A 14,170-nucleotide genomic window follows, 5' to 3' on the forward strand; every position below is an offset into this window, starting at 1 on the left:
TCCGAGCATCCGCGCCGCCCCGCACCGCCGGCCCCGCCCGAACCGCTCGCCGCAAAGGTGTAACCGTGCTGGCGAAGCGGATGGGCAAGGTGGATACTCGGACCATATGCACTGGCGCCGGATATAGGGAGCCTCACCCGCATGGTTGAAGTGGCAGACCCCACGGAAGCGAGGATGCTTGTCGCCGAGGCGGAAGCCCTGGCCGAGCGCCTCGGCCGCGTGCGCCAATCCGTGGGCCGCGTGATCTTCGGCCAGGAGCAGGTGGTGGAGCGCACGCTCATCACCCTGCTCTCGGGCGGCCATGTGCTGCTGGTGGGCGTGCCGGGGCTCGGCAAGACCAAGCTGGTCGAGACGCTGGGCACGGTGCTCGGGCTCGACGCGAAGCGGGTGCAGTTCACGCCGGACCTCATGCCGTCGGACATTCTCGGCTCCGAGGTTCTGGAGGAGGACCAGGCGGGCCGCCGCCACTTCCGCTTCATCAAGGGGCCGATCTTCTGCCAGTTGCTGATGGCCGACGAGATCAACCGCGCCTCCCCCCGCACCCAGTCGGCGCTGCTGCAGGCGATGCAGGAGCACAAGGTGGCGATCGCCGGCGAGGTGCATCCGCTCCCCGGCCCCTTCCATGTGCTGGCCACCCAGAACCCGATCGAGCAGGAAGGCACCTATCCCCTGCCGGAGGCGCAGCTCGACCGCTTCCTGCTGGAGATCGACGTCTCCTACCCCGACCTGGCGGCGGAACGGGCGATGCTGCTGGCCACCACCGGCGCGAGCCAGGCGCAGCCCGTCCAGGCGATGAGCGGGCCCGAGCTGCTGGCGGCGCAGACGCTGATCCGGCGCCTGCCGGTGGGCGAAGGCGTGGTGGAGGCGATCCTGCGCCTGGTGCGCGGCGCCCGGCCCGAGACCACCGAGATCGAGGAGGTGCGGCGGCATCTCTCCTACGGCCCCGGCCCGCGGGCGGCGCAGGCGCTGATGCTGGCGACCCGCGCCCGCGCCGTGCTGGACGGCCGCCTCTCGCCGAGCGTCGAGGACGTGCTGGCGCTGGCCGAGCCGGTGCTGCGCCACCGCATGGCGCTGAACTTCTCGGCCCGCGCGGATGGCGTGCATCTGTCCGAGATCCTCGACCGGCTGAAGGCGCAGCTTGGCTAGTCCGCCGACCGCCCTCGCCGTCCCCTGGGCAGAGCAGCTCGGCGCGAGCCTGCCGCCGCTGCTGGTGCAGGCGGAGCGCGTCGCCGCGACGGTGATGCCCGGCCTGCATGGCCGCCGCCGCGCGGGGCCTGGCGAATCCTTCTGGCAGTTCCGTCCCTTCGTCGCCGGCGACCCGGCGAATCGCATCGACTGGCGGCAATCCGGCAAGTCCGACCGCCTCTTCATCCGCGAGACGGAGTGGGAGGCGGCGCAGACGGTCGCGCTCTGGGTCGCGTCGGGGCCAGGCATGGAATGGCGCAGCTCGAAGGAGGTGCCGGCCAAGGCGTTCCGGGCGCAGCTGCTGTTGCTCGCGCTCGCCTCGCTGCTGCTGCGCGGCGGCGAGCGGGTGCGGCTGTTCGGCCTGCCGCGGCCCTTCGCCGGGCGCCATGCGATGCCCTCCATCGCCGGCTCTCTGCCGCAGATGGCGGCGCGGCCGGAGGATCCGCGCATCGCCCGCCATGCCCGGGCCGTGCTGTTCGGCGATTTCTGGGAGCCGCTGGAGGCGACGGGCAAGGCGGTCGGGGCGCTGGCGACGCAGGGGGTGCGGGGCCATCTGGTGCAGGTGATCGACCCGGCGGAGGAGACGCTGCCCTATGCCGGGCGGGTCCGCTTCGAGGAGGTCGGCGAGTCGACCATGCCCCCTGCCCTGGTGCCGCGCGTGGAAGCGGTGCGCGAGCTGTACGCGGAACGCCTGGCGCGGCATCGCGCGGGCTTGGCCGCGCTGGCGCAATCCGCCGGCTGGACCTTCGCCACCCACCGCACCGACCAGCCGCCGGAGATGGCGCTGCTGTCGCTGCACCAGATGCTGGCGCCGGCGTGATGTTTTCCTGTTCGACGCGGGTTGGTCGCGCCCCCACCCCAGCCCTCCCCCGTAAACGGGGGAGGGAGTTGGGGGCGGCGCCACCTGCTCCCTCCCCTGCGAAGCGGGGGAGGGTCGGGGTGGGGGCACGACCGACAGCCGCCGATAGCGGGCGTGCCCCATGCTGACGCTTGGCCCCGTTGCCTTTGCCGCGCCCTGGCTGCTGCTCGCGCTGCCGGCGCTGCCGATCCTCTACTGGCTGCTGCGCGTCACGCCGCCGGCGCCGAAGCGCCAGGACTTCCCCGCCATCGCGCTGCTGCGCGACCTGCCGGCGCCGGAGGAGACGCCGCAGCGCACGCCCTGGTGGCTGCTGCTGCTGCGCCTGCTGGCGGCCGCGCTGATCATCATCGGCCTCGCCCGGCCGGTCTGGGGCCCCTCCGGCGGGCGCGGCGGCGAGGGGCCGCTGCTGATCGTGATGGATGATGGCTGGGCCGCCGGCGCCGACTGGCCCGACCGCACCGCCGCGGTGGAGGCCGCGCTGACCGCCGCCGCACGCGAAGGCCGCCGCACCGCGCTGCTGCTGACCGCCGCCGTACCCGGGCCGGAGCCGCTGCGCGCCACCGGCCTGATGCCGGCCGAGGAGATGGCCGGCCGCCTCGCCGCGCTGCGCCCGAAGCCCTGGGCGCCCGACCGCAGCGCGGCGCTCGCCGCGCTCACCGCCTGGCGGGAACAGAATCCCGGCCCCTTCGCCGCACTCTACGTCGCCGACGGGATCGAGCATGCGCGCGAGGGCGACGCCTTCACGCCCTTCGCCGCCGCGCTCGCGCAGGGCGGCGCGCTGACCGTCGCGCGTGCCGAGGGGCGCCCGACGAGGCTGCTGCCGACGCCGCGCGCCGAGGCCGACCGGCTGGTCGTGTCCCTGCGCACCACGCCTCTGCCGGTGGATTCCGAGGCCGTCGTGCTGGCGCGCACCGGCGATGGCCGCACCCTGGACCGCGCCGTGATTCCGGTGCCCGCCGGCGCGACGGAGGCCGAGGCCGCGCTGCCGCTGCCGCTCGAGATCCGCAACCAGGTGGTTCGGCTCGACCTCGACGGCGTCAACGGTGCCAATGCCACGGTGCTGCTGGATGAACGCTTCCGTCGTCGGCCGGTCGGGCTGATCGCCGGCGGCGCGACGACGGCGGCCGATGCGCCGCTGATCGGCGAGTTGTTCTACATCGACCGCGCGCTCTCGCCCTTCGCGGAACTGCGCCGCGGCACGGTGGAGGAGCTGCTGCAGCGCCGGCTTTCCGTGCTGGTGCTGGCCGATCGTCCCATCACCGAGCCGCGCGAGCGCGATGCGCTGGCGCGCTGGGTGCAGGAAGGCGGCACGCTGCTGCGCTTCGCCGGGCCGCGCGTGGCCGAATCGCCCGATCCGCTGCTGCCCGTGCCGCTGCGCGCCGGGGAGCGTCAGATCGGCGGCGCGCTCTCCTGGGAGCAGCCGCAGCGACTCGCGCCGTTCCCGGAGGGCTCGCCCTTCGCCACCCTCGCTCCGCCCGCCGAGGTGACGGTGGAGCGGCAGGTGCTGGCCGAACCCTCTGCGCGGCTGACCGGCCGTACCTGGGCGCGGCTGGCCGATGGCACGCCGCTGGTGACGCAGGAGGCGCGCGGCGCCGGGCGCATCGTGCTGTTCCACATCACGGCCAATGCCGACTGGTCGAACCTGCCGCTGTCGGGCCTGTTCGTGGACATGCTGCGGCGGATCGTCGCGCTCTCGGCCGGCGTCGCCGGCGCGGAAGGGGAAGCGCCGCTCGCGCCGCTCGAGACGCTGGACGGCTTCGGCCGGCTCGGCCCGCCGCAGCCGGGCGCGCAGCCCATTCCCGCCGCGCGCATCGAGGAGGAAGCGGCATCCCCGCGCCATCCGCCGGGCTGGTACGGCACCGGCGTGGCGGGCAGCGAGGCGACGCAGCGCCGCGCGCTGAACCTCGGCGCCGGCATCCCCGCGCCGCGCCCGGCCGCGGCGCCGCCGCCCGGTACCCGCACCCAGGCGATCGGCGGCGTGCCGGCGGAGCGCGACCTCGGGCCCTGGCTGCTGGCCCTGGCGCTGCTGCTGCTGGTGGCGGACCTGATCGTGTCGTTGCTGCTGCGCGGGCTGCTGGTGCGGCCGGCGGCGCTGGCGCGCGGCGTGCTGGCGCCGCTGCTGCTGGCCTCTCTGCTTTCGGGGCCGGCGATGGCGCAGCCGGAGGGCAATGCCGCGCTCGCCACGCGGCTGGCCTATGTGCTGACCGGCAATGCCGAGGTGGACGAGATCTCGCGCGCCGGGCTGGTTGGCCTGTCGGACTTCGTGAACCGGCGCACGGCGGCCGCACTCGCCGATCCGCATGGCGTGACGCCGGGGCGGGACGACCTCTCCTTCTTCCCGCTGCTCTACTGGCCCGTACTGCCGGACGCGCCGCAGCCCGACCCGGCGATGGCCGCCGCGCTCAACGCCTTCATGCGCCAGGGCGGGATCATCCTGTTCGACACGCGCGACGAAGGCTCGGGCGAGGGGTTTTCACCGGGGTCCCGCGCCGCGCTGCGGCGGGTGACGCGGGACCTGGTGGTGCCGCCGCTGGCGACGGTGCCGGAGGACCATGTGCTGAAGCGCGCCTTCTACCTGCTGCAGGACCTGCCGGGCCGCTTCGCCGGCGGCAGTGTCTGGGTGGCGCGCGAGCAGGACCGCGCCAATGACAGCGTGAGCCCGGTGATCATCGGCGGCCATGACTGGGCGGCGGCCTGGGCGGTGGATGCGCGCGGCAACAATCCCTACGCCACCGTCCCCGGCGGCGCGCGCCAGCGGACCCTCGCCTATCGTTTCGGCGTCAACCTCGTGATGTACGCGCTCACCGGGAACTACAAGGGCGACCAGGTGCATGTGCCGGCGATCCTGGAAAGGCTCGGGAATTGATGATGCGCACCCCGCTCTTTCCTGGGCCGCACAGCGGCCCCGCGCGGCTCGCGCCCTGCCCGCCCGGCGCCGCACGTCTGAGGCGCGGAAGCCAAGGCCGCGGAGCGGCCGCCCGGCGTCTGAGGGCATCCGATAGATGACTCACGTCCTCGCCGGCCTGGACTTCGCCCCGGTCATCCCCGCTTGGCTGCTGATCGCGCTTGCCGTCGTGGCGCTCCTCGCGCTCGCCCCGGCGCTGATTCGCATCGGCGTCACCGGGGAGGGGAAGCGCCGCCTGGTTCCGGCGCGCGGCGCGCTGCTGCGCCTCGCGGCCTTCGCCGCACTGGTGCTGGCCCTGGCCAATCCGCGCCTGGTCGAGGAAACGCGGGAGACTCGGCCGGATATCGCGCTGCTGGTGGTGGATCGCAGCGACAGCGCCACCCTCGGCCCGCGCGCCGCGCAGATCGAGGCGGCGCGCGCCGCGCTGGATGCCCGCGCCAAGCGGCTGCCTGAGCTCGAACTACGCACGGTGGAGGTGCCGGAAGGCGGCAACCAGGGCACGCGGCTCTGGACCGCGATGGAGCGCGCGCTGGCGGAAATCCCGCGCGCGCGGCTGGCCGGCGTGGTCGCGCTGACGGATGGCCAGGTGCACGACATCCCCGCCGCGCCGGCGCTGGAAGCGCCGCTGCACCTGCTGCTGCCGGGCCAGGAGGGCGAGGTGGACCGGCGCATCCGCGTGGTGGAGGCGCCGGGCTACGGCATCGTCGGCCGGCAGGTGGAACTGCGCGTGGTGGTCGAGGATCTCGGCACGACGAGCCCCGGCACCGCTGCGCGGCTTTCGATCCGCCGGGACGGCGGCACGCCGCGCGTGGAATCCGTGCCCGTGGGCCGCGAGCACCGCATCGCGCTCAACATCGAACGCGGCGGCCCGACCGTGGTGGAACTGACCGCGGAGACGCGCCCGGGAGAGGTCTCGGAGCGGAACAACCGCGCGGTGGTGAGCATCAACGGCGTGCGCGACCGGCTGCGCGTGCTGCTCGTGAGCGGGGAGCCGCATGCCGGGGAGCGGACCTGGCGCCGCTTGCTGAAGGCCGACCCGAATGTGGACCTGGTCCACTTCACCATCCTGCGCCCGCCCGAGAAGGACGACCTGACGCCGCTGCACGAGCTGGCGCTGATCGCCTTCCCGGTGCGGGAGCTGTTCCAGGTGAAGCTGCGCGAATTCGACCTGATCGTCTTCGACCGCTTCGCCAATCGCGGCCTGCTGCCGCCGGTGTACATGCGCAACATCGCCGACTACGTCCGCGGCGGCGGAGCGCTGCTGCTGGCGGTGGGGCCGGAATATCTCGGCCCGACCAGCCTGGCGGCGACGCCGCTCGGCCAGATCCTTCCGGCGCGCCCGCCGACCGGGCCGGGCGCCGCGCAGGCCGCGCTGGTCGAGCAGCCCTTCCGCCCCCGCGTCACCGAGACCGGCGCGCGCCACCCCGTCACCGAGGAGTTGCCCGGCGCCAACCCCGCCGAGGGCCCGGGCGACCCGAGCTGGGGCCGCTGGTACCGCGCACTACGGACCGAGGCGCGATCGGGCGCCACGGTGATGGACGGGCCGGGCGGCGCGCCGCTGATGGTGCTGGACCGCGTGGGGGAAGGGCGCGTCGCGCTGATGCTCTCCGACCATATCTGGTTGTGGTCGCGCGGCCATGACGGCGGCGGCCCGCAGGCCGAGCTGCTGCGCCGCATCGCCCATTGGACGATGAAGGAACCGGAGCTGGAGGAGGAGGATCTGACGGCGCGCATCGAGCACGGCCAGATGACCGTGCTGCGCCGCAGCCTCGATGCCTCGCCGGCGCCGGAGATCACCATCACCGCGCCGGATGGCGGCACCAGCCGCCACCAGCCCCAGGCACGCGGCGGCCGAGCCCTGGTGGAGATCCCGGCGACGCTGCCCGGCGTCTGGCAGGCGACCGACGGGCGCCGCACCGCCTATGCCGCGGCCGAGGCGGGCAACCCGCTGGAGATTGCCGATCTGCGCGCCGACGCCGCCCGACTGCGCCCGGTGGCGGAGGCGACCGGTGGCGCGGTGCGCTGGCTGGGCGCCGATCCGGCGCCCGCCGTGCCGGAGCTGCGCCGCGTCGCCGCCAGCCGCGACACCTACGGGCCCGGCTGGATCGGGCTGCGGCGCAACGAGGACCACACGGTCACCGGCATCACCGCCATGCCGCTGCTGCCGCCCTGGCTGGCCCTGCCCTTCGTGCTGGGCCTCGCCATCCTGGCATGGCGGCGCGAGGGGCGCTGACGTGACCGGCGCCCAGCCTGAGGCCGAGCGGCCCGCCATGCGACGCGCGATCCTCTGCCTGCCGCTGCTGCTGGCAGGCTGCGCCCAGGGACCGACGCTGCAGGAGCGGCTGTCTGTCTGGATCGGACGGAGCGAGCTGGACCTGGTCACCGCGCTCGGGGTGCCGAACCGCACCTATGAGCTGGAGGGGCGGCGCTTCCTGCAATACGAGCAGCGCCGGACCGTGCCCGTGGCGGCGCCGGCCTATGACCCCTGGTACGGGCCCTGGGGCCCGCGCGCCGGCTATTGGCCGCCGCCGCCGTCCTATGCGGTGGTGGAATGCGACGTCACCTTCATCATCCGCCAGGACCGCGTGGAGAACTTCACATTCCGGGGTCAGGGCTGTTCCTGAGCCGCCGGCGCCCTTCCCTCGGCGGCCCCCGGTCGCCTAGTTTCCCGCCATGCATGCCGCCATCCGCCTTGCCGTCCTCCTCCCCCTGCTGGCGCTGCCGGGCCTGATCCCTGCCGGCGAGGCCGCCGCGCAGGGCATGATCCGGCCGCCGCCGCGCGACAACGCGCCCCTGGCGCCGGCCCCCGCCCTGCCCGGCCTGTCCTCGCGGCAGAGCGTCGCGCCCATTCCCGCCGGCGAGAACACTGGGGACATGTCGCCGAACGCCGCGCTGTTCGACGGCATCATGCGCGGCGACCTGGCGGCGGTGCGCGACGCGGTCTCGCGCGGCGCCGACCTGAACGCGCGCAACGCGCTGGGCCTGACGCCGATCGACGCGGCGGTGGACCGTGGGCGGAACGAGATCGCCTTCTACCTGCTTTCCGCCCGCGACCTGACGCGGGGCGGCCCGCCGCCGGCGCCCGGCCCCGGCGGGCTGGATGCGCCCCCGCCCGAGGCGGCGCGGCGCGCCAACGCAGCACGGCGCGATGCGGCGCTGACCGCGGCGGCGAGGGCCTCGGCCCGCAACCAGGCGCCGGCGACGCCGCGTTCCGCGCGCCTCTGGGCGAATGACGGCGGAAGCGCGCAGCCCGATATCGGCTTCCTCGGCTTCGATGCGGGGCGCCCTGCCGGTGCGACAGCGCCGGCCTCGGCGCGGCGCGGCGGGCGGGGCTGAACCAGGCGCCGCGACGCCGGCTCAGGCCGCCGGCGTCTCGAGCGTGACGAGCTCGGCTCCGTCCTCGACCAGGTCGCCGACGGCGCAGCGGATGGCGGCGACGGTGCCGTCGGCGGGTGCGGTGATCCGCATCTGCACCTTCATCGCCTCGATCACCAGCAGCACGGCGCCGCGCGCGACGGCATCGCCGGGCGTGACCAGGATCTGCAGCACGCGGCCCGGCATCGGCGCGACGACGCGCCCGCCGGCGCTGTCCGCGGCGCCGGAGGCCGCACGCGGATCGCGGTGACGCAAGTCGTGCGTCGCGCCATCCACGATGACGGAGAGCGCGTCGCCGTCGCGCAGCACGCGCGCGCGGATGGCGGCGCCGTCGAGGCGGAATGTCAGCCCGTCGCCATCCCAACGCGCGCCTTCGACGCGCGCGGCGCCATCCGGCAGGTCGAGGGTCAGCGCGGCGCCGAGATGCGCGCGGACGACAAGCGTCGTCTCGCCGTCCATCAGCGAGAAATCCTGCCAGCCTTCGCCGTTCAGCCGCCAGGCCGTGGCGAGCCCCCAAGGCGAATGCGGGTCTGCGGGGTCGGTGACGGGCTCGTCGCGCAGCAGGCGCAGCACGGCGGCGGCGAGGGCGGCGCGCGGGGCGGCGGACGCGGGCGCGAGCAGCGCATCGGCGTGGCGCGCGATGAAGCCGGTGTCGAGATCGGCGGCGGCGAAGTCCGGATTGGCGAGGATGGCGCGCAGCAGCGGCAGGTTGGTGCGCAGGCCCGCGACTTCCGTCTGCGTGACGGCGCGCAGGAGCCGGCGGCGCGCTTCCTCGCGGTCCGTGCCATGGGCGATGATTTTCGCCAGCATCGGGTCGTAGTTGACGGAGACCGCGTCGCCCTGGTGCACGCCGGCATCCACGCGGATGCCCTCGCCCTCGGGTAGCGCGAGATGGTGGAGCGTGCCGGTGCTCGGTGCGAAGTCGCGCGACGGATCCTCGGCGTAGAGGCGGACCTCGATCGCGTGGCCGGCGATGGCGGGCTGCAGCGTCGGCAGGGGCTCGCCGGCGGCCACGCGGAGCTGCCATTCGACGAGGTCGAGGCCGGTGATCGCCTCGGTGACGGGATGCTCCACCTGCAGGCGGGTGTTCATCTCCATGAAGGCGAATGTGTCGCCCTCCGCGATGAACTCGACCGTCCCGGCGCCGACATAGCCGATGGCGCGGGCGGCGTCGCAGGCGGCCTTGCCCATCGCGGCGCGGCGTTCCGACGTCATGCCGGGGGCCGGTGCTTCCTCCACAACCTTCTGGTGACGGCGCTGGATGGAGCAGTCCCGCTCGAAGAGGCTGACGACATTGCCGTGGGTGTCGCCGAAGACCTGGATCTCGATGTGGCGCGGCTTCGTCAGGTAGCGCTCGAGCAGCAGGCGGTCGTCGCCGAAGGCCGCAAGCGCCTCGCCGCGCGCGAGCGCGATCGCCTCCTCCAGTTCCGTCGCGTCGCGGGCGATCTTCATGCCCTTGCCGCCGCCGCCGGCGCTGGCCTTCACCAGGATTGGGAAGCCGATGCGCGCGGCTGCGGCGCGCAGCGTGGCATCCGACTGGTCCTCGCCGTGGTAGCCGGGGACGAGGGGCACGCCGGCCTGCTCCATCAGCGCCTTCGCGGCGGCCTTGCTGCCCATGGCGCGGATCGCCGCGGGCGGCGGCCCGACGAAGGTGATGCCGGACTGCGCGCAGGCCTCGGCGAAGTCGGCATTCTCGGAGAGGAAGCCGTAGCCGGGATGGATGGCCTCGGCGCCGGTCTCGCGCGCGGCGGCGAGGAGCGCGGGGATGTTCAGGTAGCTTTCGCGTGCGGGGGCGGGGCCGATGCGGATGGCGGCGTCTGCCAGCGCGACATGCATCGCCTCGGCGTCGGCGTCGGAGAAGACGGCGACGGTGCGGAGGCCCATGCGGCGCGCGGTGCGGATGACGCGACAGGCGATCTCGCCGCGGTTGGCGATGAGGAGGGTGGAGAAACGGGTCATGCTGTCAGGCGCCCAGTGCATGGGCTTCGGTCGCGCCCCCACCCGCCCTCGCTCCGCTCGGGCATCCTCCCCCGCTTCGCGGGAGAGCGGTGGTCGGCGCACCCTGCTCGCTCTCCCGCGAAGCGGGGGAGGGTCGGGGTGGGGGTGAGCGCAACACAACCCTCACATCCGGAACGCGCCGAAGCGCGCCTCCCCCGACCACCCCGCGACGGGGTTGTTGCGCGCCGCCGAGAGGCATAGCGCTAGCACCATGCGCGTATCCTCGGGCGCGATCACGCCATCGTCCCACAGCCGCGCCGAGGCATAGGTCGGATTGCCCTGCGCCTCGTACTGCGCCTCGATCGGCGCCTTGAATCTTTTCTCCTCGTCTTCGGGCCAGGTCTGGCCGCGCGCTTCCAGCGCATCACGCCGGATCTGCGCGAGCACGCTCGCGGCCTGGGTGCCACCCATCACGCTGATTCGCGCATTCGGCCACATGAACAGGAAGCGCGGCGCATAGGCGCGGCCGCACATGCCGTAATTCCCTGCGCCGAAGCTGCCGCCGATGATCACGGTGAATTTCGGCACGCGGGCCGTGGCCACGGCGGTCACCATCTTCGCGCCGTCCTTGGCGATGCCTCCGGCCTCGTATTTGCGGCCGACCATGAAGCCCGTGATGTTCTGCAGGAAGACCAGCGGGATGCCGCGCTGGTCGCAGAGCTCGATGAAATGCGCACCCTTCTGCGCGGATTCGGAGAACAGCACGCCGTTGTTCGCGACGATGCCGACGCGATAGCCCCAGATGCGCGCGAAGCCGGTGACCAATGTCGGGCCATAGAGCGGCTTGAATTCGTCGAACTCGGACCCGTCCACGACGCGGGCGATGACCTCCCGCACGTCATAGGGTTCGCGGATGTCGGCGGGGATCACGCCGCCGATCCCCTCGTACAGCGGCGCGCGCGGCGGCGCGAGGTCGTCCGCCCCCGCGGGCTTCGCGCGGTTCAGCCCCGCGACGATGCGCCGCGCCAGGCCGAGCGCATGCGCGTCGCTCTCCGCCAGGTGGTCCGTGACGCCGGAGGTGCGGCTGTGCAAATCGCCGCCGCCCAGCTCCTCCGCCGTGACCACCTCGCCCGTCGCGGCCTTCACCAGCGGCGGACCGCCGAGGAAGATCGTGCCCTGGTTGCGCACGATGATCGCCTGGTCGGACATCGCTGGCACGTAAGCGCCGCCGGCCGTGCAGCTTCCCATCACCACCGCGATCTGCGGGATCCCCGCCGCGCTCATGCGCGCCTGGTTGAAGAAGATGCGGCCGAAGTGATCGCGATCCGGGAAGACCTCGTCCTGGCTCGGCAGGTTCGCGCCGCCGGAATCCACCAGGTAGATGCAGGGCAGGCGGTTCTGCTCCGCGATCTCCTGCGCGCGCAGGTGCTTCTTCACCGTCATCGGGTAGTAGGTGCCACCCTTCACCGTCGCGTCGTTCGCGACGATCACGCAGTCGCGCCCCGAGACGCGGCCGATGCCGGTGATGATGCCCGCGGCTGGGATGTCTTCTCCGTACATCCCCTGTGCGGCGAGCTGCGAGAATTCAAGGAAGGGCGAGGCGGCGTCGAGCAGCGTGCGGATGCGCTCCCGCGGCAGCAGTTTTCCCCGGTCGAGATGCCGCTTGCGAGCCGCCTCCCCGCCGCCTTCGCGGATGCGCTCCACCGTTGCGCGCAGCTGCGCGACGAGGGCCTCCATCGCGGCCGCATTGGCCCGAAACGCGTCGGAACGGGGATCGGCGGTGGTGGCGAGGACGGCCATGCCCTCACTTCACCCCGTCGCGCGCAGAAAATCCAGCAGATGCCGGATCACCGCCTCCGGGCGTTCCTGCTGCACCCAGTGGCCGGCGCCGGGCACCAAGTGGACGCCGCGCATGTCCTTGCAGGCTTCCTCCCGCATGCGTCGCAGCGCACCGGGGAACTGGTGGATGCCCCAGTCGGCCGCGCCAGCGACGAAGAGGCTCGGCACGCTGATCCGCAGGCCGCTGAACAGGCGCAGCTCCGCCGCATTGCCGCCGCCGGTCTGGCAGCGATACCAGTTGAGCCCGCCCTGGAAGCCGGTGCGCGCATACTCGGCCGCGTATACGTCGAGCTCGGCCTCCGTCAGCCACGCGCATGCGCCATGCGGCATGTGCGGCGCGACGGTCTCCGCCATCGTCTCGGCAGCATGCATAACGTAGTAGGTCGGCAGCTTCGCGAGCTCCGCCGCGGTCCAGCCCGCCAGCTCGAAGGGCCTGTTCTCCGGCCAGTCCGCGCTCTTGTGATGGTAGTAGGCGCGCAGGAAATCGTGCAGGCCCTGCTTCGCGCGCAGCATGTCGTCGTTCGCCTCGCGCGTCGCATAGTACCACTGGTAGTGCTTGCGCGCCGGATCGAGCGCCGCGAGGTCCTCATGCACCGTGTCGCGCGGCGCCGCGTCCCAACGCGGCGCGCCGGCGAAGGGCGAGCTCATCATCGCGACGCGCGCGAAGATGTCCGGACGGATCAGCGCGCAGCAGGCCGCGACCGGCGAGCCGAAGTCATGGCCGATCACGGCCTGGACGCGCGCGATGCCCAGCGCGTGCAGGAGCGCGAGCTGGTCGCGCACGAGGTTCGGCATGCGGAAGGGCGCGGTGTCGGCGTCGTAGTCGGCGCTCCAGCCGGTGGTGCGGCCATAGCCGCGCTGGTCCGGCGCGATCACGTGGAAGCCGGCGGCGGCGAGCGCCGGCATCACCTTCCGCCACGAATACGCAAGCTCCGGGAAGCCGTGCAGCAGCAGCAGCGCGGGCCGGCCGGCCTCCCCCGCTTCCAGCACATGCATGGCGAGGCCGTTCACGCCCGCGACGATGCGCGACCGGATGCCCTGCGGAAGTCCGTCCAGTGGCTGCATCGCCCTTCCCATGCGCCCCGTGCCGGGACAGACTCGCCCCGGTTCGCGAGGGGAGCAAGAGCGCCATGTGGCAGGCCCGCACCATCATCCACAACGGCCAGGCGATCCCCTTCGCGGAGGCGCGCATCCATCCGCTCGCGCTCGGCGTGGCCTTCGGCATCGCGGTGTTCGAGGGGCTGCGCGCCTATCGCCATCCCGGCGGCGGCTTCTCCGTGTTCCGGCTGGAGGAGCATCTGGATCGACTGGCACAGGGCATGAAAGTCCTGCGCCTGGCCGACCCGCCTTCCAAGGACACGCTGCGCCAGGCGCTGCTGGAGGTGATCCGGCTGAATGAGCCGGACGAGGACGCCTATCTGCGCCTGCAGGTGCAGATCGAGGGGCTGGGCATGATGGCGACGACGGGCCCGGTCGGCTGGATCGCGGCGGCGCTGCCGCGGGAACGGTCGGCAAAATTCGCCACGGGGCTGGCCGCGCAGGTCTCCTCCTGGACGCGCCTGCCCGACAACGCCATGCCGCCGCGGGTGAAGGCGAGCGCGAACTACCATGCCTCGCGCCTCGCCACGCTGCAGGCGAAGGCGGATGGCTATGACAGCGCGATCCTGCTGACGCAGCGCGGCAAGGTGAGCGAGGCCGCGGCCGCCTGCCTGTTCCTGGTGCGCGACGGCGTGCTTGCGACGCCGAGCCGCGGCAGCGACATCCTGGAGAGCATCACGCGCGACACCGTGATGGTGCTGGCGCGCGAGGCCGGCATCCCGGTGGAGGAGCGCGAGGTGGACCGCACGGAGCTCTACGTCGCGGACGAGATCTTCCTCTGCGGCACCGGGCAGGAGCTTGTGGCGGTGACGAGCGTGGACCGCCTGCCGGTCGGCGACGGCGCGCCGGGCGCCGTCACGCGTCGGCTGCAGGCGGCCTATGAGGGCGTGGTGCGCGGCACCAGCGACGCGCATTCCGAATGGCGCACGCCGGTCTAGGCGCGCGGCCGTCGGCCGTGGTTCCATCCAGTG

General features: G+C 73.5%; 10 protein-coding genes. 7 read left to right on the forward strand and 3 right to left on the reverse strand.

Going from position 1 to position 14,170, the window contains the following annotated elements; all coding sequences use genetic code 11:
* The first annotated feature begins 141 nt into the window (after positions 1-141).
* The 6 genes from DFH01_RS01120 (at position 142) to DFH01_RS01145 (ending at position 8,285) form a co-directional block, all read left to right on the forward strand.
* Complete coding sequence (locus DFH01_RS01120; RefSeq protein WP_109868569.1) at positions 142-1,146, forward strand: AAA family ATPase; 1,005 nt, start codon at positions 142-144, stop codon at positions 1,144-1,146.
* Positions 1,139-2,005: a DUF58 domain-containing protein gene (locus DFH01_RS01125; RefSeq protein ID WP_233255913.1), complete on the forward strand. Its 867-nt coding sequence runs from the start codon at positions 1,139-1,141 to the stop codon at positions 2,003-2,005. Before DFH01_RS01120 ends, DFH01_RS01125 begins: the two co-directional genes overlap by 8 nt.
* Before the next feature lie 160 nt (positions 2,006-2,165).
* The gene (locus tag DFH01_RS01130) at positions 2,166-4,910 is read left to right on the forward strand and encodes a DUF4159 domain-containing protein (protein WP_109868570.1); all 2,745 of its coding nucleotides are present in this window, start codon (positions 2,166-2,168) and stop codon (positions 4,908-4,910) included.
* A 136-nt stretch (positions 4,911-5,046) separates the two neighbouring features.
* A complete protein-coding gene (locus tag DFH01_RS01135) occupies positions 5,047-7,182 on the forward strand; it encodes a hypothetical protein (protein ID WP_109868571.1) in 2,136 nt (711 codons plus the stop codon).
* A 37-nt stretch (positions 7,183-7,219) separates the two neighbouring features.
* A complete protein-coding gene (locus DFH01_RS01140; protein ID WP_146216965.1) occupies positions 7,220-7,573 on the forward strand; it encodes a hypothetical protein in 354 nt (117 codons plus the stop codon).
* 49 nt (positions 7,574-7,622) lie between these two features.
* On the forward strand, positions 7,623-8,285 hold the full coding sequence (locus DFH01_RS01145) for an ankyrin repeat domain-containing protein (protein WP_109868573.1): 663 nt from the start codon (positions 7,623-7,625) through the stop codon (positions 8,283-8,285).
* A gap of 21 nt (positions 8,286-8,306) precedes the next feature.
* Here the strand turns inward: DFH01_RS01145 and DFH01_RS01150 are convergent, their stop codons facing one another.
* From DFH01_RS01150 to DFH01_RS01160, 3 genes are all read right to left on the reverse strand, one after another.
* Positions 8,307-10,283, reverse strand: a complete 1,977-nt coding sequence (locus DFH01_RS01150; protein ID WP_109869863.1) for an acetyl/propionyl/methylcrotonyl-CoA carboxylase subunit alpha — start codon at positions 10,281-10,283, stop codon at positions 8,307-8,309.
* Positions 10,284-10,445: 162 nt separating this feature from the next.
* Positions 10,446-12,062 (reverse strand): carboxyl transferase domain-containing protein, encoded by a 1,617-nt coding sequence (locus DFH01_RS01155; RefSeq protein ID WP_109868574.1) that lies wholly within the window; start codon positions 12,060-12,062, stop codon positions 10,446-10,448.
* Between the two features lie 9 nt (positions 12,063-12,071).
* Positions 12,072-13,166 (reverse strand): alpha/beta fold hydrolase, encoded by a 1,095-nt coding sequence (locus DFH01_RS01160; RefSeq protein WP_109868575.1) that lies wholly within the window; start codon positions 13,164-13,166, stop codon positions 12,072-12,074.
* Between the two features lie 65 nt (positions 13,167-13,231).
* Between DFH01_RS01160 and ilvE the strand changes: the two genes are divergently transcribed.
* Positions 13,232-14,137 (forward strand): branched-chain-amino-acid transaminase, encoded by a 906-nt coding sequence (gene ilvE, locus DFH01_RS01165; protein WP_109868576.1) that lies wholly within the window; start codon positions 13,232-13,234, stop codon positions 14,135-14,137.
* Positions 14,138-14,170 lie beyond the last annotated feature (33 nt).

It is taken from the genome of Falsiroseomonas bella (assembly GCF_003173615.1).
Taxonomy (GTDB): domain Bacteria; phylum Pseudomonadota; class Alphaproteobacteria; order Acetobacterales; family Acetobacteraceae; genus Falsiroseomonas; species Falsiroseomonas bella.